The 22,812-nt window shown below is 64.8% G+C and carries 16 protein-coding genes; 14 read left to right on the forward strand and 2 right to left on the reverse strand.

Going from position 1 to position 22,812, the window contains the following annotated elements:
• Positions 1-70 precede the first annotated feature (70 nt).
• Positions 71-1,501: a porin gene (locus VGN46_RS19160; protein ID WP_331646210.1), complete on the reverse strand. Its 1,431-nt coding sequence runs from the start codon at positions 1,499-1,501 to the stop codon at positions 71-73.
• 320 nt (positions 1,502-1,821) lie between these two features.
• On the opposite strand from VGN46_RS19160, the gene VGN46_RS19165 reads away from it, so the two are divergent.
• From VGN46_RS19165 to VGN46_RS19200, 8 genes are all read left to right on the forward strand, one after another.
• Complete coding sequence (locus tag VGN46_RS19165) at positions 1,822-4,089, forward strand: TonB-dependent receptor (protein WP_331646211.1); 2,268 nt, start codon at positions 1,822-1,824, stop codon at positions 4,087-4,089.
• 321 nt (positions 4,090-4,410) lie between these two features.
• A complete protein-coding gene (locus tag VGN46_RS19170) occupies positions 4,411-4,605 on the forward strand; it encodes a hypothetical protein (protein ID WP_331646213.1) in 195 nt (64 codons plus the stop codon).
• Between the two features lie 43 nt (positions 4,606-4,648).
• Positions 4,649-4,984 carry a hypothetical protein gene (locus VGN46_RS19175; protein WP_331646215.1) on the forward strand — a complete coding sequence of 112 codons (336 nt, stop codon included), beginning with the start codon at positions 4,649-4,651 and terminating at the stop codon, positions 4,982-4,984.
• A 4-nt stretch (positions 4,985-4,988) separates the two neighbouring features.
• Complete coding sequence (locus tag VGN46_RS19180; RefSeq protein WP_331646217.1) at positions 4,989-5,363, forward strand: GntR family transcriptional regulator; 375 nt, start codon at positions 4,989-4,991, stop codon at positions 5,361-5,363.
• Complete coding sequence (locus tag VGN46_RS19185; RefSeq protein WP_331646219.1) at positions 5,360-6,217, forward strand: ABC transporter ATP-binding protein; 858 nt, start codon at positions 5,360-5,362, stop codon at positions 6,215-6,217. The genes VGN46_RS19180 and VGN46_RS19185 overlap by 4 nt, the downstream gene beginning before the upstream one ends.
• Complete coding sequence (locus VGN46_RS19190) at positions 6,214-7,182, forward strand: hypothetical protein (RefSeq protein WP_331646220.1); 969 nt, start codon at positions 6,214-6,216, stop codon at positions 7,180-7,182. The genes VGN46_RS19185 and VGN46_RS19190 overlap by 4 nt, the downstream gene beginning before the upstream one ends.
• Before the next feature lie 53 nt (positions 7,183-7,235).
• Positions 7,236-8,420, forward strand: a complete 1,185-nt coding sequence (locus VGN46_RS19195; protein WP_331646222.1) for a serine hydrolase domain-containing protein — start codon at positions 7,236-7,238, stop codon at positions 8,418-8,420.
• A 113-nt stretch (positions 8,421-8,533) separates the two neighbouring features.
• Positions 8,534-11,965 (forward strand): patatin-like phospholipase family protein, encoded by a 3,432-nt coding sequence (locus VGN46_RS19200; protein ID WP_331646224.1) that lies wholly within the window; start codon positions 8,534-8,536, stop codon positions 11,963-11,965.
• Between the two features lie 127 nt (positions 11,966-12,092).
• On the opposite strand, the gene VGN46_RS19205 is transcribed toward VGN46_RS19200, so the two are convergent.
• Positions 12,093-13,490, reverse strand: a complete 1,398-nt coding sequence (locus VGN46_RS19205) for a class II fumarate hydratase (RefSeq protein WP_331646226.1) — start codon at positions 13,488-13,490, stop codon at positions 12,093-12,095.
• A 240-nt stretch (positions 13,491-13,730) separates the two neighbouring features.
• Between VGN46_RS19205 and purB the strand changes: the two genes are divergently transcribed.
• The 6 genes from purB (at position 13,731) to lpdA (ending at position 22,676) form a co-directional block, all read left to right on the forward strand.
• On the forward strand, positions 13,731-15,098 hold the full coding sequence (gene purB / locus VGN46_RS19210; RefSeq protein WP_331646228.1) for an adenylosuccinate lyase: 1,368 nt from the start codon (positions 13,731-13,733) through the stop codon (positions 15,096-15,098).
• Between the two features lie 139 nt (positions 15,099-15,237).
• Positions 15,238-16,440: a JmjC domain-containing protein gene (locus VGN46_RS19215; RefSeq protein ID WP_414675278.1), complete on the forward strand. Its 1,203-nt coding sequence runs from the start codon at positions 15,238-15,240 to the stop codon at positions 16,438-16,440.
• Positions 16,441-16,454: 14 nt separating this feature from the next.
• On the forward strand, positions 16,455-16,931 hold the full coding sequence (locus VGN46_RS19220; RefSeq protein WP_331646232.1) for a hypothetical protein: 477 nt from the start codon (positions 16,455-16,457) through the stop codon (positions 16,929-16,931).
• A gap of 132 nt (positions 16,932-17,063) precedes the next feature.
• On the forward strand, positions 17,064-19,916 hold the full coding sequence (locus VGN46_RS19225; RefSeq protein WP_331646234.1) for a 2-oxoglutarate dehydrogenase E1 component: 2,853 nt from the start codon (positions 17,064-17,066) through the stop codon (positions 19,914-19,916).
• A gap of 7 nt (positions 19,917-19,923) precedes the next feature.
• Entirely contained in the window at positions 19,924-21,135 is a 1,212-nt protein-coding gene (gene odhB, locus VGN46_RS19230) for a 2-oxoglutarate dehydrogenase complex dihydrolipoyllysine-residue succinyltransferase (RefSeq protein WP_331646235.1), read from the forward strand.
• A 113-nt stretch (positions 21,136-21,248) separates the two neighbouring features.
• Positions 21,249-22,676: a dihydrolipoyl dehydrogenase gene (gene lpdA / locus VGN46_RS19235; protein ID WP_331646236.1), complete on the forward strand. Its 1,428-nt coding sequence runs from the start codon at positions 21,249-21,251 to the stop codon at positions 22,674-22,676.
• Positions 22,677-22,812: the final 136 nt, after the last annotated feature.

Here is a 22,812-nt window from a genome sequence, read left to right on the forward strand (position 1 = left end):
CGCGCTTGCGCGCGATGGGAGTTGCCGCGAGCACCCATCGCGCGCAAGCGCGCTCCTACAACGGCAGGGGTCAGTAGTTCACCTGCAACTGCACGCGCACCAGCTTGCCGTTCACCATGGGATACGGCGCCGCGCTCACATCCGTGCGGCGCATGTTGGCGAACGCCACGGCCAGTTCCACTGCGCTGTTCGGCTGCCACTCCACACCGGCCTCCAGTTCATCCACGCTCATCTTCGGCGCGTTCGTATCGAACTTGGCCGCACCGCGGTACGTCTGCCACTTCGTATACGGCATTAACGAACCGTACTCGCTATCAAACTTGTACATCACCTGCGCATACCCGCCGCGTAGCGACTTCGTGCGGATGATCCGGCGAGCCACATCAAGCTCTGGGCCCTTACCCACGGTCCACTCCGCCTGGAAACCGAACGGCTGCGGGAAGTAGACGATGTGTGCGGCCACGCGGCGATCCACCGAGCCTTCTTCCGGCGCTTCCACGCGCGGGGTAAACGTCGCGCCGTTGATGGTGGCCGAGCCGGTGGAAACCACGTAGCGGCCTGTATAGGCATCCGCACCCACTTCGAGGTACTGGCCATTGGCGAACTTGAACGGATACGAGAAGTGCACCACGGTGTGCAGCTGGTCATTACGATCCGGGCGGTTGGCGCCCTGCCCGTTGTACACACCAATGCCGAACATGCCGTAGTCGCCCGAGCCCTTCAGACCCGACTTCTGCAGGTAGCTAAAGCGCTCCTTTACTTCGGTCGGCGACCAGTAAGCGAATACACCGAGATCGCGCTCATCACGGACGGCTGAGTTCAGCGCATCCGCGCGGTCCAGTGCAAGGCGGTTCTGGCTGGACTGCAGGTCTTCCCAACCATAAGGAATCTTCGACTGACCGGCACGGATACGCCAGGTCTTTTCCTTGTCGAGCCAGAGGTCGGCGTACGCATCACGCAACTGCGCAAAGTTGGTCGTGCTTGAGCCGGTCGGGGTGCTCGCGAGATCCGGCTGGATGTAGATCGACATCTTGTCGGACACATCGCCACTGATCACCACACGGGCGCGGCGGATGCCAAAGCCCTGGTCACGGCCGATGAAGCGATCGCCCGGCGATTTCAGGTCCTTGGCGCCATCATCCAGGCCCTGGTTGTAGCGCATCTGCACGTAGCCACGGATCCCGATCTTGTCGTACCAGGCCTTGGCGGTAGACGAACCCGACTTGGCGGATGCGACGGCGGTGGAGGTCGCAGCGACACTGGCAGGTGCCGTCGCGGTGGTCGAAGCCCCTGGCGCGGCGACCACCGCGCCTGCCACGGGCGCCACCTCATCCGTAGCCTGCACGAACTTGCCCAGACGCTGCCGGCCCGGGCCGGGCTCCGCAAAGAGTTGCCGGGTCGTCGTATCCACGTACAGCTCGATCGCGGCCTGCGGGGCGCCCTCGGCGGCCGCGGTACCGCACATCGTCCAGAAGGCGGCGGCCAGGGGAAGTCTCTTCATGGGAAAGCTGCTCCGAATGGTTTGAGAAAATACTCAAACGTCGGCGATACCGACGTCTTCTGTCGGCAACGTGTTCGCGAGCCGAACGGAGCGGCACGTTAGCGGGGGCTCATTTCACTTCCGTGACATCGCGTAAAAAGGCATGAAAACATCGCCAGAACATGCGTGTTACGTAAAAGCAACACTTCCGTCATGACCACGTCACGGGGGATAATTTGCGAAGCTCGGCCCTCGCCAGGGGTTTTGGCACCGTACGTCGGTTCGTACGTTGGCGAGGTCCGGTTTCCATCCCAGTACCCCCACCAGGCGGAAAAAACATCATGTCCCTTGCACGCACGCGCCGCATGCCGCGTCGCCTCGCCATTGCCCTGAGCATCGCCACCGTCCTTTCGGCCGGTTCCGCGTTCGCCCAGGACACCGCGCAGGCCACCCCGCCCGCCAACAAGCAGAAGACCGCCACGCTCGAAACGGTCACCGTGACCGCTGAAAAGCGCACGGAAGACCTGCAGAAGGTACCTATCTCGATGACCGTGGTGACGGCCGAGAAGCTCGAATCCTTCGGCCAGGCCGGCGATGGCGTGCTGCAGCTCGCCTCGCGCGCACCCAGCGTGTACGCCGAGACCTCGTACGGGCGTGAGTTCCCTCGCTTCTACATCCGCGGCCTCGGCAACAGCGACTTCGACCTCAACGCGTCGCAGCCGGTGTCGATGGTTTACGACGACATCGTGCAGGAAAACCCGATCCTGAAAGGCTTCCCGCTGTTCGATCTGGAGCAGGTCGAAGTGCTGCGTGGCCCGCAGGGCACCCTGTTCGGTCGTAACTCGCCGGCCGGCGTGATCAAGTTCGAATCGCGCAAGCCGACCCAGGAAACCGAGGGCTATGCCCGCGTCTCCTACGGTTCGTACGGCACCGCCAACGCGGAAGCCGCACTCGGCGGTAAGCTCTCCAGCAGCTGGTCGGGCCGCATCTCCGCGCTTGCCCAGCACCGCGATGGCTGGATCGATAACGACTACAAGGGCAAGAAGGACGACCTGGGCGGCTACAACGACCGCGCCGTGCGCCTGCAGGCCCTGTACAAGGCCACCGACGCGTTCGATGCACTGATCAACGTGCACGCCCGCTGGCTCGATGGCAGCGCCATGGTCAACCGCGCCGATTCGATCACCCTGGGCAGCAACCAGTTCGTGCCGGGCTTCGATCGTGATTCGGTCTCGCAGGATGGCAACAACAAGCAGCACCTGTTCACCTGGGGCAGCAACCTGCACCTGAACTGGCACTTCGGCGACCTCAACTTCACGTCCATCACGGGCCTGGAACGCGCCACCACCTACAGCCTGGGCGATGTCGATGGCGGCTACGATGCCTCCGAGACCCCGGCCAAGCCGAGCTATACCAACCGCACCACCCCGTTCTACTCGGAAACCGCTGACGCGCTGCCGAAGGATCGCCAGATCACCCAGGAATTCCGCCTGTCGAATGACACGTCGGAGCGCCTGAAGTGGCAGGTCGGCACGTACTACTTCGACGAAGACATCGCGATCACGAACTTCTCGTACGACACGCTCAACAACCACGTGCTCAACGGCTGGGTGGACCAGAGCCAGCGCACGAAGGCGTACGCGCTGTTCGGTTCGGCTGACTACAACGTCACCGATGACTTCGACGTCCGCGCTGGCGCCCGCTGGTCGCACGACAAGCGTGATTTCAAGGCGGAGCGCTTCCTTGGCTTCACCGGCCCGGTGGGCCCGTTGACCTCGGACCCGACTGACTCGCGCTGGAGCGGTGACCTGACCGGTACGTGGCAGCTGTCGAAGAACTCGAACGTCTATGGCCGCATCGCCAACGGCTTCCGCGCGCCCAGCGTGCAGGGTCGTATCAACTTCGCCAACAGCATTTCCACGGCGAAGCCCGAGACGATCACGTCGTATGAAATCGGCTACAAGTCGACCTCGGACGACAACAAGATCCGTTTCAATGCGGACGTGTACAAGTACAACATGCACAACCAGCAGCTGACCGCAGTGGGTGGTGCGACCAACGTGACGCAGCTGATCAACGCGAAGAAGACGGAAGGCTACGGCGCCGAGTTCGACCTCGAGGCCTACCTGACCCCGAACTTCTACATGACGGCCGGCGGCAGCTATAACCACACCGAACTGAAGGATCGTGACCTGGCCGTGGCGCCATGCGGCGGCGGCTGCACCGTGATCGATCCGCTGAACGCGTCGGGCAATGCGCTGATCAATGGCAACCCGCTGCCGAACGCACCGAAATGGATCGGCACCTGGACGGCCCGCTACGGCATCCCGTACGGCGAGAGCGGCGAGTTCTTCGTCTACACCGACTGGAACTACCGCAGCGATGTGAATTTCTTCCTGTACGACTCGGAAGAGTTCCAGAGCAAGCCGTTCCTGGAAGGTGGCGTGCGCGTGGGCTACAACTGGGACTTCGGCAAGCGTGAGGTGGCGCTGTATGGCCGCAACATCACGAACAAGAAGGTGATCACCGGCGGTATCGACTTCAACAACCGCACCGCCTTCGTGAATGACCCGCGGATCATTGGTGTTGAGTTCCGCGCTGAGCTGTAAGCGTCTTCGCTTCGTAGTTCAGGAAAAGGCCGCGAGTGATCGCGGCCTTTTTCTTTTCCAGGCGGGGCATCGCGCGCAAGCGCGCTCCTACACAGATCCCGAAGACCGCCGGCAAGGTTCCGGCAATGTGTCGTTTGCAACCATTTCCCGATTGGGCGCATCCGATGAGGTGCCCGGTTCGCTACCGCACCAGCACAGCCCAAAACCCGGCATAGGCCATAAGTCATATAGAAATTCAGAAGATTTCGATTGACGGCCGCTGATTAGGTGTTATAGTTCACTACAACACCGGTCACCCAGACCACTACTGGAGAGAGCACCATGAAGACCACGACCAACAGCCTGAACTACACCGCCCTGGCCGCCTCCTTCGCCATCGCCGTCGCCACCCTGGTGGGCTTCCACCACACCTCGTTCGCCGTCGCGCCGCTGTCTGAGATCAACGGCGCCCACGTCACCAATCTGGCCCCGATCGTCGTTTACGCCGACGCCGACACCAGCCTGGCCTCCCTGTAACCCCTGGCACTACGCAGCACATCATCGGAGTTGGAGTAACCCCATGAAAGCGCCGAACCTCATCGCCCTGACCGCTTCTATCCTGATCGCCGGCACCAGCGTGTTCGCCCTGCGCTCCTTCGATGATCGCGCTGCCGCCATAGTCGCCGCGCCGCACTTCGTCAACGGCATCCGTGTCGTCGACCTGCCCTCCATCGACGTGCGGCCCACCGACGCCGATGTGCGTGCGGCCGCCTTGCTGAGCGAGGCCACCCTGGATTCAGCAGCTGCCGCCCTGCGGCGTAGCGCGGAAGACCGCGCCGCCGCACTGATCAGCGCACAGCTCGCCATGCCCTACTATTCGTTTGGCAACGCATTGAGCCACACGGCCAAGGAATAACTACATGTCCATCACCTGGAACGACAGCGTCCCGATTTACCGCCAACTCCGCGAACGCGTAGTGGCGATGATCCTGGACGGCGCCTTAAGTGAAGGCGACCCGCTGCCGTCGGTGCGCCAGGTCGCGGGGGATTTCCAAATCAACCCGCTGACCGTTTCCAAGGCGTACCAGGAGCTGGTCGATGAACAACTGGTTGAGAAACGGAGGGGTCTTGGCATGTTTGTTATCGATGGAGCGCGTGAAGCGCTGCTCAAGAGTGAGAGGGAGCGCTTCCTGCGCGAAGAGTGGCCGGCCCTGTTCGCCCGCCTTCAGCGCATGGGCCTCGACCTGAAAACCCTAATGCGTGAAGCCCCTGGCTCCACGGAGGATCCGTCATGACAGCGGTCGTCACCGCCAATGGCCTGACCAAGCGCTTCAAGAACCAGGTCGCCCTGGATGGCGCCACGTTCCAGATCGAATCGGGCCGCATCGTCGGTCTGATCGGCCCCAACGGTGCCGGCAAGACGACCGCCCTCAAGGCGATCCTCGGCCTGACCACCTTCGACGGCCACCTGAGCGTGCTGGGCCTGGATCCGCGCAAGGATCGCGACAAGCTGATGGAACAGGTGTGCTTTATCGCCGATGTGGCGGTGCTGCCACGCTGGCTGAAGGTGCGCGACGCGGTGGACTTCGTCGCCAACACCCACCCCCGCTTCGACCGCGCCAAGTGCGATGCCTTCCTGGCCCGCACCAAGCTGCAGCCGGGGCAGAAGGTGAAGCAGCTTTCCAAGGGCATGATCGTGCAGCTGCACCTCGCGCTGGTGATGTCGATCGACGCGAAGCTGCTGGTGCTCGATGAGCCGACCCTGGGCCTGGATATCCTCTACCGCAAGCAGTTCTACCAGTCGTTGCTGGAAGACTACTTCGACGAGGAAAAGACCATCCTCATCACCACCCACCAGGTCGAAGAGATCGAGCACATCCTCACCGACCTGATGTTCATCCGCGATGGCAAGATCGTCCTCGATACCGATATGGATAGCCTGGGTGAGCGCTTCGCCGAAGTACTGGTCAGCTCGGAACTGGCGGCCGCGGCGCGGGAACTTAAGCCGCTGGATGAGCGGCAGGTCTTTGGCAAAAGCATCTTCCTCTTCGACAACGTCAGCCGCCCGCAGCTTGAAAGCCTGGGCGAGGTGCGGCGCCCGTCGATCGGCGACCTGTTCGTCGCCACCATGAAGGGTACCTACGCATGAAAAGCTTCTACTGGCTGGTGAAGCGCGAGTTCTGGGAGCACAAGGGTGGCTTCGTCACGGCACCCATCGTGGCCGGTATCGTCGCGCTGGTGCTTAACGTCATGCTGCTGATCACGGCTGAAGTGCTTGGCCGCCGCTGGGCAGGTGTTGGCAAGGGCGATAGCTTCCACACCAACTTCGATCGCGCCTTCGATGCCGACAACCTGGTCCAGGCCGGTGCCGTACTGGATATGACGTTGTACGGCGTGACCTTCCTGATCCTGGGGGTCATGGCCATCGTGGTGTTCTTCTACTGCCTCGGTGCCCTGTACGACGACCGCCGCGACCGCAGCATCCTGTTCTGGAAGTCGCTGCCGCTGTCGGATACGAACACAGTGCTGTCCAAGGCAGCGAGCGCGGTGATCGTGGCGCCGGCCATCGCGGTGGTCACCGGAGTCGTCGCCGGCCTGCTCCTGATGATCGTGGTCTCGATTTTCGCCACATTCCACGGTGTGCCGGCCTGGCGCCTGCTGATGGAAGCCCACCCGTTCCAGGTCGTATTCACCCTTCTGCTCCTGCTGCCGCTGTATGCGTTGTGGGCCCTGCCTACGCTGGGCTGGCTGATGCTCTGCTCTGCCTGGGCCCGCAGCAAGCCGTTCCTCTGGGCCATCGCTCTCCCGGTCGGCGCCGGCATCGTCGTCAGCTGGTTCGGCCTGATGGGCCTGTTCAATCGCGGTAGCAGTTGGTTCTGGACGAACGTGGTGGGTCGCGTGCTGGGTGGCCTGGTACCGGGTGGCTGGGTTGGCCAGACGACGTCACCCCTGGTCCTGCCGGGCCATGACGATCCGGCGGCGGTGCTGCAGAGCCTGAACCTGGCGTACCACTACAGCGCCCTGGCGAACCCCTCGACATGGATTGGCGCGGTGGCAGGCGTGGCGATGATCGCCGCTGCGATATGGTTCCGCCGCTGGCGCGACGATTCCTGATCGAACCCCATGCGACGGCCTCTTCGGAGGCCGTCGCTACAAGGAGAGGTGTGATGCTGCGATCGATGCTACTTACGGCCGCCATGGCTACCGCCTTCCCCGCCCTCGCTACCGATGATCCGGTGCCGGGCCTCATGAAAGCCGCTGACGTCCCGGGACTGGCCGTCGCCATGATTCGTAACGGCAAGGTCGTTTCCGTGAAGGCCTACGGTTACCGCGACACTGAAAAGAAGCTCCCGCTCACCACGGATACGGTGATGTACGCGGCCTCGCTTACCAAGGCCGCGTTCGCCTACGCGCTGATGGGCCTGGTCGACGACAAGCGTCTTGACCTCGATGCGAGCATTGCGACCGACCTGCCGAAACCGCTGCCCGAGTATCCGAAGTACGCCGACCTTGCGGGTGACCCGCGCTGGAAGACGCTCACCCCCGGCCTGCTGTTGAGTCACCGCTCCGGCTTCCCCAACTTCCGTTTCTGGCCACCTGGCAAGGATTACGACGACAAGGCGCCGCTGAAGTTCTACCAGGAACCTGGCACGAAGTACGGGTATTCCGGTGAAGGCATCAACCTGCTGCAATTCGTGATTGAGACCGGCAAGGGCATCGACGTGGACACGCTGATGCGTGATCGCCTGTTCAAGCCCTTCGGCATGACCCGCACCAGCATGACCTGGCGCGACGATTTCGCCGCGAACAACACCATCGGCTACGACATGGACGGCAAGGCCATCGAACACAAACAGCGCGGCTCCGTGCGCGCCGCCGGATCCATGGATACGACGATCCACGATTACGCCAACCTCGTGGCCGCCATGGTCCGTGGCGAGGGACTATCGAAGGCGACGCATGCCACCTGGCTCAAGCCGGTGGTGCGAATTCGCTCCGTCCAGCAGTTCCCCACCATGGGCGCCCCGGACACTAACGACAATGATTCGATTTCGCTGGGCTACGCCATGGGCGTGGGGACGTTCGATTCACCGCGCGGCCCAGCGTTTTTCAAGGGAGGCCACGATGACGGGACCAACAATGTCTTCGTATGCCTCGAGCGGTCGAAAGACTGCGTGTTGCTCATGAGCAACTCTAGCCATGCGGAGTCGATCTTCCCGACGTTGATCGAAGCCACGCTGGGGAGGACCTGTTTCCCGTGGTACTGGGAGGGTTACATCCCGTACGACCGACCTGAGTTGAAGGGCCAGCCGGTGGCACCGGATCAGCATCCAGCCTGCCCCGCGAAGTAGCGCCTACGCCATTTGGCCAATTGCGGCTGCCCCGCCGCGCACGTACAACCGAGCCTTCGTGGCGGGATGCCGCGATCGGGGGAATCGGGTGATCATCGGCGGGGAGATCCACCATGACCGATACATCGGGAGGTGCCGCACGTCCGGCGCCCGCGCCGCACGAGCAGGAAGCGCTTGCCGAGCGGCGGCGTAAGGCGAACGTCGCCGCGGGGGATCCCCTGATCGGCCTGGCGCTATCCGGCGGCGGGATCCGTAGCGCAACGTTCTGCCTGGGCGTGCTTCGCGCGCTCGCCGGCCATCGCCTGCTTCACCGCTTCGACTACCTATCCACGGTCTCCGGTGGCGGCTACGTGGGCTCAGCCTTCGGGCGGCTCTTCAACGCGTCGCCGACGGGGCAGGCTTCCGCCGTGGAAACCGGTGTGGCCCGCGACGACACCTCGTTCCTGTGGTGGCTGCGTAACAACGGCCGCTTCCTCGCCCCCGCCGGCACGAAGGACCTGATGCAGGCGTGGAGCAGCCATCTCCGCGGTTTCCTCGCGACCCAGATGGAGATCGCGGTACTCGCCGTGCTGCTCGCCTGTGTCGTGACGCTGCCACACCTTGCCTACGTGACCTGCGTTCCGTCCGATGCGGTGGCGCCGTTCGCTACCAGCATCTGGTGGTGGCTGCTGCCGCTCCCAGCGGCGGTGGCGGCCATCGCGTGTTACGGCTACTGGTTCCTCGGCCGCACGACGTTCGCCGGCGTGTTCACCGCGCTGATCACGGCCGCCGTCGCTGCCACGCTGGCCTGGCGCGCATGGAACGGATTGCACGACGTGGAACAGTACATGTGGTTCACCGCCGCGCTCCTTCTGGCGCCGGCGCCCATCGCATGGCTGGTGACCCGGGCGAGTGGGGCCATGCGGCCCGCCGATGCGAACCGCGTGCGCTACACCACGGCGTTCGCTGCTTGCCTGAAGGTCCTGGCCGTGGTCGCGGCACTGGGCGCGCTCGACATGGCGAGTTGGTATGTCCACGACAATTTTTCGCCCAGCGCGCAGGTGAATACGGGGTGGCGGCTGGCAACCACCGCCGGCATCGCCACCGCGGTGTTCGCCGTGGTGCGCGCACTGGCGCCCGCGGCGAATGCTTCCGGCAAGGCCGGCGCAAAACTGCCCTGGTTGATAATCGCCCAGGGTCTCGGGATTGTGATGCTGGCGATACTGGCGGTGTTCTGGACCACGGTGTTCCAGTTCCTCATATTCCCGGCGGACCAGCAGGGACTCGACTGGCTGCCGGCCGCGTGGTCGCGTTGGCTCGCGGCATTCGCGGTGGTCGTGTTGTACCTGGTCTTCAACGGCCGCGCGCTGGGTCAGCTCAATCAGTCGTCATTGCACTTCTTCTACCGCTCGCGACTGGCGCGCACCTATGTCGCGGTCGGTAACGGGCCCAGGCCCAATACGACGCGCGCCACGCGATTCCCGGCGGATGTACTGGCGACGAACACGAGGCCGATCACACAGGCGATCACCAAGGTCACCGAGCTGATGCCGGGCGATGACGTGGCGCTCGCCGAGTACACACCGCACCTGTTTGGCGGGCCTGTCCACCTGATCAACTGCTGCATCAACCAGACGGTGGACGACCGCACCGGCACTTACAATGCCGATCGGAAAGGCGTTTGCGTGACCGTGAGCGCCCTTGGCGTTGAAACCGGGACGCACGGACCCGAGTCACCGGCCGCGGGAACCCTGGCCGAAACGACCCTGGCGGAATGGGTGGCGATCTCCGGCGCGGCGGTGAGTTCCGGCATGGGCTCGAATACACGACCCGGCGTGGCCGCACTGCTGTTTCTCAGCGGCCTCCGGCTGGGCTACTGGCAGCGCAACCTCAACAACCCCAACCCTCCGCCATGGCGGCAGCGTGTCGTGCCGAAATACGGCGCCATGCTGCGCGAAATGTTCGCCCGTTTTCCCGGCCTGCGCAGCGCGTACTGGTACCTCACCGATGGCGGACACTTCGACAACACCGGCGTCTACCCCTTACTGAAGCGGGAGCTGCCGCTCATCGTGCTGGTCGATTGCGGCGCCGATCCGGACTATCGTTTCGCGGATGTGGAAAACCTGGTGCGCAAGGCGCGTATCGACTACGACGCGGGGATCGCCTTTGTCGACCCGGCTGGTCTGGCTACCATCCCAGGTGCACCCGCGTTTGGTACGCCGGATACCATTTCCGCGGACCCGGGCGCCGCGCACCTGATGCTCGCCCGCATCTGCTACGCGAGCGGTGCGCGCGGCACGCTGCTGGTCATCAAACCGCGCCTGCAGGAATGCATGGCGCTCGATGTCGCCGGCTATGCCGATCGCGATCCCACGTTCCCCCAACAAAGCACCGCCCAGCAATTCTTCAGCGAATCGCAATGGGAAAGTTACTGCCAGTTGGGACGCACGTTGGGCGACACCGTATCGCCGACGGTCCTGGACAATGCCATGACATGGGCGTGGGCCACGCCGGTCGTGGGAACGCAGTCGACGGGACTGTCGCCCACACCCGCGCCTGAAACTCGCCAGCGTGGCGCACGCGTCGCCACCACCGTCGGCACGTCGATCGGCGTCGGTGCTTTGTTAACGGCACTGATCGCGGGCTGGCAGACGCTGGATGATGAGCGCCAGCAGCAGGCCGCCCTCCGTGCGGCAGCGGTCACGCAGGCCACGAAGATCAGTGCCGAGGTCTACGACATCAGTGACAAACTGGCGCTTGACGCCCCGTTCGACTCGAGCCAGGGGAAACTGTTTGATCGCCTCGTGGCGGACCTCAGCTCCGTGGCGATGAGCGACGACCTGCGCCATCGCGTCGGTACGTTGCTCGATCCGTTGGCGCAGGCGTGCAAGCGCACGACGGATCCGGGCAACGCGGACCTGTGCGGCAACGCGCTTATGTCACTCAACAACCAGGTCGATCCGCCCGATAGTGACTGGACGATGGCGATGGCCAGTTACGATCGCTGGCGTGACCAGCCGCCGTCGGCGGCCCCGCAGGCTGACACCGCGGGTTCCGTCGAGTCAGGCGAAACACCGATGGCCGCCGCTGACGAAACACCGCCGGCGGCTCCGCCGCCTGCGCCCGAGGCCGCCCCTGCTCCACCGCCGCCCCCGCCGCCGCAGCCGGAAGCGACGCAAGTCGTGAATACCGATGCGCTGGCCCGGCGCGTGACGTCGGAATGCGCAGCACCCGGGCAGCCATTCACGCTGTACACGCAGGTCTACGATGAAAAGACCCGCGCACTAGCAAGCCCGGCGCTGGCAGATCTCCGCGGGCTCGGCGTGGTCGTGCCCGGTATTGAGAACGTCGCCGCGATGGCGGCAAAAAAGGGCCGCCCCACCCCGTACGAGTGGCGTACGGCGACGGTGCTCTATCCACCGGAGGGCGCCGCGTGTGCCGCGGCGCTGGTGAACTGGGCGAACGGCACCGTCGACGCATTGAGGAACGCGAAGGCACGTGCTGTGCCTATGCGCTCCGGCGTCGGCCGGCCCAACGTGCTGGAGCTCTGGCTGCCGCGGCGTTAGCCGCCCCGGCATGCGGGATCAGAAGCTCAGCTCCAGCCGCAGATGGCGCGCAGCGCCTTGTAAGAGCGCGCTTGCGCGCGATGTGCTTGCGGCAAGCCCCCATCGGGCGCAAGCGCGCTCCTACAGATCAGCCACCACCGCCGCCGCCACCGTGAATGCCGCCCTTGGTGAGTGCGGCCGGATCGAGAAGCTTCGCCAGCTCCGCCTTCGAAAGACCGGTGGTCTCCAGCGCCACCTCCATGATGGGCCGCTTTTCCTTGTAAGCCTGCTTGGCCGTGGCGGCACCCTTCTCGTAGCCGATCACCGGGTTCAGCGCGGTGACGAGGATCGGGTTCTTGTCGAGCGCTTCGCGGACGTGCTCTTCGTTGACCTTGAAGCCGGCGATGGCCTTGTCCGCAAGCAGCGTGGTGACATTGGCGAGGATCTCGATCGACTGCAGCAGGTTGTAGGCGATGACCGGCAGCATGACGTTGAGCTGGAAGTTACCCGATTGGCCGGCGATGGCGATGGTGGCATCGTTGCCGATGACCTGCGCGGCGACCATGGCTGCCGCTTCCGGAATCACCGGATTGACCTTGCCCGGCATGATCGACGAACCCGGCTGCAACGCGGGCAGTTCGATTTCACCAAGGCCGGCGAGCGGCCCGGAATTCATCCAGCGCAGGTCGTTGGCGATCTTCATCACGGCGACGGCAAGCGTGCGCAGCTGGCCGGAAAGTTCGACCGGTGCATCCTGCGCGGCCATGCCGGAGAAGTAGTTGTCAGAGGACTCGAACTTCACGCCGGTGATCTTGCCGAGTTCGGCGGCCACGGCCGGGCCGAACTTCGGATCGGCATTGATACCGGTACCTACGGCGCTGCCTCCTTGCGGCAAACGGCGGGTGCGCTTGAGCGTATCGCCGATGCGCTCTTCGGCATCGCGGATCTGCGCCGACCAGCCGGAGAGTTCCTGGCCAAAGGTGATCGGCATCGCATCCATCAGGTGGGTGCGGCCGGTTTTCACCACCTTCTTCAGCTCCTTCGCGCGGGTATCGATGGTCTTGCGCAGGAGCTTCAGGGCCGGGAGCAGCTTCTCGGTGGTGGCGAGGGTAGCGCTGACGAGGATCGCCGTCGGGATGACATCGTTCGAGCTCTGCCCCGCGTTGACGTGATCGTTCGGGTGGACCTTGGCGCCGGCAGCTTCGGCGAGGTGGGCGATCACCTCGTTGGCATTCATGTTGGAGCTGGTGCCCGAGCCGGTCTGGAACACATCGATCGGGAAGTGCTCATCGACCTCGCCCGCGGCGACCTTGTCGGCAGCGGCACGGATGGCCTTGGCCGTGGCCTTGTCGAGCTGGCCGAGCTTGACGTTGGCCTCGGCGGCCGCGGCCTTGACCAGGCCAAGCGCCCGGATGAATTCGCGCGGCATGGTCAGGCCGGAGACCGGGAAGTTATCCACGGCCCGCTGGGTCTGCGCCCCATAGAGGGCTTTGGCGGGCACCTTCAACTCGCCCATGCTGTCGCGTTCGGTACGAAAACGGGTCATTGCGGGGATCCAGATGATGGGAGCCCATTCACGATAGACCCTTTCCTGTTTATTCGTCACCGCGTCGCGGGCCTATCGCGCGCAAGCGCGCTCCTACACAAGACCTGCGCCGGCCCTGTAGGAGCGCGCTTGCGCGCGATGGCCCCGCCCCACCTTCCCCACGCCCGCCAACCGGCCGGCAGCCCGCCCACCCGGGTATAATCGCCGGCTGCCCCGTTTCTCGCTTCCAGGACCCCACCCATGTCCCACGCCACGCTGACCGCCCTTTCACCGCTGGATGGCCGCTACGCCTCCAAGTCGGGCGCCCTGCGCCCCATCTTCAGCGAGTTCGGCCTGATGCACCGCCGCGTGCACGTGGAGATCCACTGGTTGCTGGCCCTGGCCCGCCACCCGGGTATCGTCGAGCTGCCTGAGTTCCCGGCCGAGTCCGTCGCTCGCCTGGAAGCCATCGCCAACGATTTCTCCGTCGATGGCGGCGAGCGGATCAAGGCGATCGAGGCGACGACGAACCACGACGTCAAGGCGGTCGAGTACTTCATCAAGGAGCAGATCGGCAACGACCCGACCCTGGCCCAGGCCAAGGAGTTCGTCCACTTCGCCTGCACCAGCGAAGACATCAACAACCTCGCCTACTCGTTGATGCTGCGTGATGCGCGCGAAGACGTGCTGCTCCCGGCGATCGACCAGGTCATCGGCGTGCTGCGTACCAAGGCGCACGAATACGCGGAGCTCTCGCTGCTCTCGCGCACCCATGGCCAGACCGCCTCGCCCAGCACCATGGGCAAGGAACTCGCCAACGTCGTCGCGCGCCTGGAGCGCCAGCGCAAGCAGCTGGTCGCCATCGAGATCCCGGGCAAGATCAACGGTGCCGTCGGTAACTACAACGCGCACGTCATTTCCTACCCGGCGGTCGACTGGCCGGTGCTGGCCTCGGGCTTCGTCGAAGGCCTCGGCCTTACCTTCAACCCGTACACCACGCAGATCGAACCGCACGACGGCATCGCCGAGTTCGCCGATGTGCTCCGTCGCATCAACATCATCCTGATCGACCTGGCCCGCGACATCTGGGGCTACATCTCGCTGGGCTATTTCCGCCAGGCGCTGAAGGCGGGCGAAGTCGGTTCGTCGACCATGCCGCACAAGGTCAACCCGATCGACTTCGAAAATGCCGAAGGCAACTTCGGCCTCGCCAACGCCCTGCTCGGCCACTTCGCCGAGAAGCTGCCGATCAGCCGATGGCAGCGCGACCTCACCGACTCCACCGTGCTGCGCGCGCTCGGCACCGCCTTCGGCCATTCGCTGGTCGCGCTGGAATCGCTGCTCAAGGGCCTCGGCAAGCTCAACGTCAACGCCGAGCGCATCGCCGCCGACCTCGACAACAGCTGGGAAGTGCTGGCCGAAGCCGTGCAGACCGTCATGCGCCGCTACGGCCTGCCGGAACCGTACGAGCAGCTCAAGGCGCTCACCCGTGGCCAGGGCATCACCAAGGACTCGATGCGCACGTTCATTGACAGCCTCGACATGCCCGCCGACGCGAAGAAGGCGCTCGCCGAGCTGACCCCTGCGTCGTACATCGGCCTGGCCGACAAGCTCGCCAAGGCGATCTAACAGCCCCTGTAGGAGCGCGATTGCGCGCGATGGGTGCTTGCGGAAAGACCCATCGCGCGCAAGCGCGCTCCTACAGAACACATCGCTGCGACGCCTGGGGGCACACGCAGCAGGGTCCGGGCCGATTACAATCCCGCCCATGGCCATCAAGACCCCCACCCAAAAGCCCCTCCCCATCGAAGTCCGTGGTTCGGCTTCGCAGCCCCTTGGCATGAGCGCTACGCAATTCCTGCGCGATTACTGGCAGAAGCGCCCGCTGCTTATCCGCAATGCCTTCCCTGATTTCGAGGCGCCGATCGAGCCGAACGACCTGGCTGGCCTGGCCTGCGAGGAAGGCGTGCTGGCTCGCCTGATCATTCATGACGAGAAGCGCGACCGCTGGACGGTGAAGACCGGCCCGTTCAATGAGGCCGAATTCGGCAAAACCCCGAAGCGGGACTGGACTCTGCTCGTGCAGGACGTCGACAAGTGGGATGCCGATGTGGCCTCCCTGCTCGACACCTTCAGCTTCCTCCCGACCTGGCGCGTCGACGACATCATGATCTCGTACGCCGAGGACGGCGGCGGCGTGGGCGCTCATGTCGACCAGTACGACGTGTTCCTGCTGCAGGGCCTTGGCCAACGCCACTGGGCGATCAGCAACGATCCGGATGCTCCGCTTGAGTTCCGCGATGACGTGGAACTCAAGCAGCTGAAGACCTTCGAGCCGACCCACGAATGGCTGCTCGAGCCGGGCGACATGCTTTACCTGCCGCCCGGCGTGCCGCACGACGGCGTGGCCCTGGGTGATTGCATGACCCTCTCGCTGGGCATGCGTGCGCCCTCGCAGGCTGAACTCACCGGCGACCTGGCCGACTTCCTGGCCGAGCGCATGCCGGAAGAGCTGCGCTACACCGACCCGGACCTGGTTCCGGCCAAGCGCGCCGGCGAGATCGATACCGCCGCGCTGAATCGCCTGCGCCAGGCCCTGCCCTTCGCGGCGGCGCTGGATCGCGATCTTCTCGCGGACTGGTTCGGTCGTTTCATCACCCGTTACCGCAACGCCCAGGACGCTGCGCCCCCGCCGAAGGCCACCACCGCTGCGGCCCTGGACAAGGCGATTGAAGGCGGCTCGACTTTCGTCCGCCACCCGTTTGCCCGCCTGGCGTGGGTCCGCGGCAAGAAGGACGCCACGCTTTATGTCAGTGGCGCGGCCTACGAATGCCCGACCGATCTGGCCGAAGCGCTGTCCGGCGCACGCGAGGTCACCTTCGACAAGGCGCCGACCACCACCGCGAAGGCCGTACTGCTGGCCCTGGTCAACGACGGCCACCTCGGCATCCGCAAGGGCCGCCGCCGGTGACCGGCGGGGCGGACATGGCTCTCGTGGCGCAGGACCGGGCCGGTCTGGACGCCGCCCATGTCCGCCTCCTTACCGGCGCCCGCTACCGCGCGTCGATCTACCTGCCTGTGATGGACGCCGGTGTCCTGGAAAGTGACCCCGTTCTCACCGAGCTGCGCCGGCTGGCCACCAGCGGTCGCCCGGCCCGGATCCGGATCCTCACCCACGACGCGAACCGCGCCCACCGTGATGGGCACCGCCTGGTGGCGCTTGCCCAGCGCCTGCCCACCGCGGTCTCCATCCGGGTGCCCACCGACGAGACCCACCTCCGCTATGGGTCGGCCTTCACCACCGACGACACCAGTGCGTTTCTGTTCAGGCCCGTAGCCTCGCGTTTCGATGCCGAAGGATCGCTGGACGCCCCCGGCGAGACCTCGCGTTTGAACGCCTATTTTGACGAGGTATGGGAGCGTGCCGAGCCCGCCTGGGAGATAAGACCACTGGGTATTTGATATCTCAGTCATACGGCAAAAGCGTTGGCGCGGTGCAATCTCACAGGGCTATACTTAACGGATTCTTTGCCGCGGGCCGGCCTTCCCTTGCCCCCGCGACAGCCCGCCCTTTCCGTGTGTGCCGGTGGTGACGTGAGCGCAAATTTGATCCGCGAGTTTTCAGAATCTTCCCAACTCGCCGGCGGTAACGCCGATTATGTAGAGCAAGTCTACGAAGCCTGGCTAGCCGATTCCGGCAGTGTCCCGGCCGAATGGGATGCCTACTTCAAATCCTTCAAGGGCCGCGAGGCCGGCGACGTCGCCCATTCCGGCGCCATCGCACGCATCGAAGCCGCGCAGAAACAGCGCCGCGGCAACGGTACCGCTACCGTCGCCGCCCCGGCTGACAACGCCTACGCGCAGAAACAGGCCGGCGTTCTTCGCCTGCTAACGGCCTACCGCTCGCGCGGCCATCTCGCCGCCAAGCTCGATCCCCTCGGCCTGACCGCTCCCGACGTCGATGCCCCGGACCTCGGCCTCGCTTTCCATGGCCTGTCCGATGCCGACCTCAACACCGAGTTCGATTGCGGCACCTTCGCCGGTGGCGGCCAGCGCATGGCGCTCCGCGACCTGTGGGCGAAGCTGAAGGCGATCTACACCGGCACCGTCGGTGCCGAGTTCATGTACATCTCCGACTACGACCAGCGCAGCTGGATCTACTCGCGCCTGGAAAAGGCCGCGGGCAGCCCGGGCCTGCAGAAGGGAGAGAAGGTTCGCGTGCTCGAAGCGCTGACCGCAGCCGAAGGCCTCGAGCGCTACCTGCACACCAAGTACGTCGGCCAGAAGCGCTTCTCGCTCGAAGGCGGCGACAGCCTCATCCCGATGGTGGACGATATCGTCCGTGCCGCCGGCGATAACGGCATGAAGGAAATCATCATCGGCATGGCCCATCGCGGCCGCCTGAACGTCCTCGTCAACATCCTCGGCAAGGCGCCCTCGCAGCTCTTCAACGAGTTCGAAGGCAAGTTCGAGCACGACGATAGCCCGATGCACACGGGCGACGTGAAGTACCACCTGGGCTTCTCGGCCGATGTCAAAACCCCGAACGGTGGCGTGCACGTCGCGCTCGCGTTCAACCCGTCGCACCTGGAAATCGTGAACCCGGTGGTCGCAGGCTCGGTGCATGCGCGCCAGGGCCGTCGCGGCGATACCGCGCGCGAGAAGTCGCTGGCGCTGCTCATCCACGGCGATGCCGCGTTCGCGGGCCAGGGCGTCAACATGGAGCTCATGCAGATGTCGCAGGCCCGTGGCTTCGCCATCGGCGGCACCCTGCACCTGGTGGTCAACAACCAGGTCGGCTTCACCACGTCCAAGCGTGAAGATTCCCGCTCCACCCTGTACTGCACCGACCTCTCCAAGATGGTCAACGCGCCGGTGTTCCATGTGAACGGCGACGATCCGGAAGCCGTCGTCCAGGTCACCCGCCTGGCCTACGAATTCCGCAAGCAGTTCAAGAAGGACGTGGTCATCGATCTCGTCTGCTACCGCCGCCACGGCCACAACGAGGCCGACGAGCCGGCAGCGACGCAGCCGCTCATGTACCAGATCATCCGCAAGCGCCCGACCACGCGCGACCTGTATGCGCAGGCGCTCGTGAAGGACAGCACCATCGGTGCCGACGACGGCCAGAAGATGCTCGACGATTACCGTGGCCGCCTCGAAAAGGGCGCCTCGCTGATCTCGATCGACCCGAACCCGCAGCGCGATATCCCGGTCGACTGGAGCCGCTTCGTCGGCAAATCGCTGTCGATGGACGTCGATACCGGCGTGCCGCGCGAGAAGCTGGCCAAGGTGCTCGATACCATCCTGACGCTTCCGTCGAACGTCACCCTGCACGCCCGCGTCGCCAAGATCTACGACGACCGCCGCAAGATGGCGGCCGGCGAACTCCCGGGTGACTGGGGCTTTGCCGAGAACCTCGCCTACGCCACGCTGGTCGAGGAAGGCAACGACCTGCGCATCGTGGGCCAGGATGCCGGCCGCGGTACGTTCTTCCACCGCCACGCGGTGCTGCACGACCAGAACAGCGACGACACCTACATGCCGCTGGCCACCGTGCGCGAAGGCGCCCGCGTCGACGTGATCGATTCGCTGCTTTCCGAAGAAGCGGTCATGGCCTTCGAATATGGCGAAGCCACCACCTCGCCGGACCAGCTCACCATCTGGGAAGGCCAGTTCGGCGATTTCGCCAACGGCGCCCAGGTCGTGATCGACCAGTTCATCAGCTCGGGCGAAGCCAAGTGGGACCGCCTGTGCGGCCTCACCCTCCTCCTCCCGCATGGCCAGGAAGGCGCCGGCCCGGAGCACTCCTCTGCCCGCCTCGAGCGCTTCCTCCAGCTCTGCGCGCTCGACAACATGCAGGTCTGCGTGCCGACCACGCCGGCCCAGGCCTTCCACATGATCCGCCGCCAGCAGGTGCGCCCGGTGCGCAAGCCGCTGATCGTGATGACGCCGAAGTCGCTGCTGCGCCACAAGCTGGCCGTGTCCTCGCTGGATGAACTGGCCAACGGCAAGTTCCAGCTGGTCATCGGCGAGCACCGCGACCTGCAGGCCAAGAAGGTCAAGCGCGTGGTGCTCTGCTCGGGCAAGGTCTACTACGACCTGCTCGAAGAAGCCGACAAGAAGGGCATCACCGATGTCGCCATCGTGCGCGTCGAACAGCTGTATCCGTTCCCGCGCCCGGATGTCTCGGTCGAACTGGAAAAGTACCCTTCCGCCAAGGAAGTGGTGTGGTGCCAGGAAGAGCCGATGAACCAGGGCGCATGGTTCCAGATCCGCCACCACCTGCAGGCCAGCATCGGTCCGAAGCAGAGCTTGTCCTATGCCGGACGCTCGCGCTCGCCCTCGCCGGCCCCGGGCCATCTCAATACCTACCTCGCCGAACAGGCAGCCCTCGTCGAGCAAGCACTCGTCGCGCCTGTCGGCACCGATCACGCAGCGGAGTAAGGCAAGCATGTCCATCGAAGTCAAAGTCCCGGTCCTGCCCGAGTCGGTCTCCGACGCGCTCATCGCCACCTGGCACAAGAAGGCCGGCGAAGCCGTCAAGCGTGACGAAAACCTGCTGGACCTCGAAACCGACAAGGTCGTGCTCGAAGTCCCCTCGCCGGTCGACGGCGTGCTGAAGGAAATCAAGTTCGAGGAAGGCTCCACCGTCACCTCGAGCCAGGTCATTGCGGTAATCGAGGAAGGCGCCGCCGCTGCCGCGCCCGCCCCCGCCGCCGCCCCGGCTGCTGCCACCCCCGAAGCCCCCAAGGCTGAGAAGACCGACGCGCCGAAGGGCGTGGACGAGCTCTCGCCGGCCGGCCGCCGCGTCGCCGTGGAAGACAACATCGACCCGTCCAAGGTCGCCGGCACCGGCCGCGATGGCCGCGTGACCAAGGAAGACCTGGTCAACGCCGGCAAGGGCGGCAGCGCCCCGGTCGCCGCCGCGCCTGCGGCCCCGGCTGCCAAGCCGACCCCGGGTTCGCGTCCGGAAGAGCGCGTGCCGATGACCCGCATCCGCACCCGCATCGCCGAGCGCCTGATGCAGTCGAAGAACTCGATCGCGATGCTCACCTCGTTCAACGAAGTGAACCTCGCCGAGGTGGTGAAGCTGCGCAAGGCCCTGGGCGAGCAGTTCGAAAAGGCCAACGGCGTGAAGCTCGGCTTCATGAGCTTCTTCGTGAAGGCCGCCACGGAAGCGCTCAAGCGCTACCCGGTCATCAACGCTTCGGTCGATGGCTCGGACATCATCTACCACGGCTACCAGGACATCTCGATCGCCGTGTCGACCGAGAAGGGCCTCGTGACCCCGGTGCTGCGCGATGTGCAGGACATGTCGTTCGCCGACGTCGAGAAGGGCATCATCGGTTACGCCAAGAAGGCGCGTGACGGCAAGCTCGGCCTGGACGACCTCCAGGGCGGCACCTTCACCATCACCAACGGCGGCACCTTCGGCTCGCTGCTCTCCACGCCCATCGTGAACCCGCCGCAGAGCGCCATCCTGGGCATGCACACGATCAAGGAGCGCCCGATCGTCGAGAACGGCCAGGTCATCGCCGCGCCGATGATGTACATCGCCCTCTCCTACGACCATCGCATCATCGATGGCAAGGACGCGGTGCTGTTCCTGGTCGATATCAAGAACCAGCTGGAAAACCCGCAGCGGATGCTGCTCGGCCTCTGATGGCCGGTTAAACGCCAGATGTGAAGGCGGGAGTCGAAAGACTCCCGTTTTCATGTAGCGACCCCATATTGGGTGGTAGCTAACTACCGCCAGCAACATCCGGAGCAAGAGCTATGAGCGACAAGTTTGACGTCATCGTCATCGGTGCCGGCCCCGCGGGCTATGTGGCCGCGATCCGCGCCGCGCAGCTGGGCCTGAAGACCGCCGTGGTCGACGCCTTCGTCGGCAAGGATGGCAAGGCCGCCCTGGGCGGTACCTGCCTCAACGTCGGTTGCATCCCGTCCAAGGCGCTGCTGGATTCGTCCAAGCAGTTCCACAACCTGACGCACAACTTCAAGGATCACGGCATCACCGCCGAGAACCCGAAGATCGATATCGACACGTTCATCGGTCGCAAGGACAAGATCGTCAAGCAGTTCACCGGCGGCGTGACGATGCTGTTCAAGGCGAACAAGATCACGTCGTTCTTCGGCAAGGGCAAGCTGCTGAAGGGCAACAACGTCGAAGTCACCGGCAACGACGGCTCGGTGCAGACCATCTCGGCGACCAACGTCATCCTCGCTTCGGGCTCGGTGCCCATCGAGCTGCCGTTCGCCAAGTTCGACAACAAGCACATCATCGACAACGCCGGCGCGCTCGATCTGACCGCCGTGCCGAAGCGCATGGGCGTGATCGGCGCGGGCGTCATCGGCCTGGAGCTGGGCAGCGTGTGGAAGCGCCTCGGCGCTGAAGTCACCGTGCTCGAAGCCCTGCCGAAGTTCCTGCAGGTCGCCGACCAGGACATCGCCAAGATGGCCGCCCGCGAGTTCGCCAAGCAGGGCCTCGACATCAAGGTCAACGCCAAGGTCACGTCGGCCGAAGTGAAGGGCGATGAAGTCCACGTCGGCTACACCGACAAGGACGGCGCTGCGCAGTCGCTGGTCGTCGACAAGCTGCTGGTGGCCGTGGGCCGCCGCGCCTACACCGCCGGCCTGCTGGCCGACGACACGGGCGTGAAGCTCGATGAGCGCGGCCGCATCGTGATCGACGAGCACAACCACACCGGCGTCGATGGCGTCTGGGCGATCGGCGATGCCGTCCGCGGCCCGATGCTCGCCCACAAGGGTTCGGAAGAAGGCGTCATGGTGGCCGAGCTCATCGCCGGCAAGCCGGGCCACGTCAACCTCGATACCGTGCCCTGGGTCATTTACACCGAGCCGGAAATCGCCTGGGTCGGCAAGACCGAAGAGCAGCTCAAGGAAGAAGGCATCCCCTACAAGACGGGCGCCTTCCCCTTCGCTGCCAACGGCCGTGCTGTCGCCATGAACGAAGGCATCGGCCAGGTGAAGATGATCGCTCACGCCGAAACCGATCGCATCCTCGGCGTGCACATGGTCGGCCCGGTCGTCTCCGAGCTGATCCACGAGTGCGTCGTGGCGATGGAGTTCAAGGGTTCGTCGGAAGACCTGGCCCGCATCGTCCACGCCCACCCGGCACTGTCGGAAGTGGTGCACGAAGCGGCCCTCTCGGTCGACAAGCGCGCCATCCACAAGGGCAACTAAGCCCGCGTGAACAAAGCCCGCCCATGCGAGTAGCATGGGCGGGCTTTTTCGTTTCTGCGTTGCAGAACAGGGTGCCCTTGTAGGAGCGCGCTTGCGCGCGATGTGCTTGCCGCAAGATCCATCGCGCGCAAGCGCG

It is taken from the genome of Luteibacter sp., from assembly GCF_036500425.1.
Taxonomy (GTDB): domain Bacteria; phylum Pseudomonadota; class Gammaproteobacteria; order Xanthomonadales; family Rhodanobacteraceae; genus Luteibacter.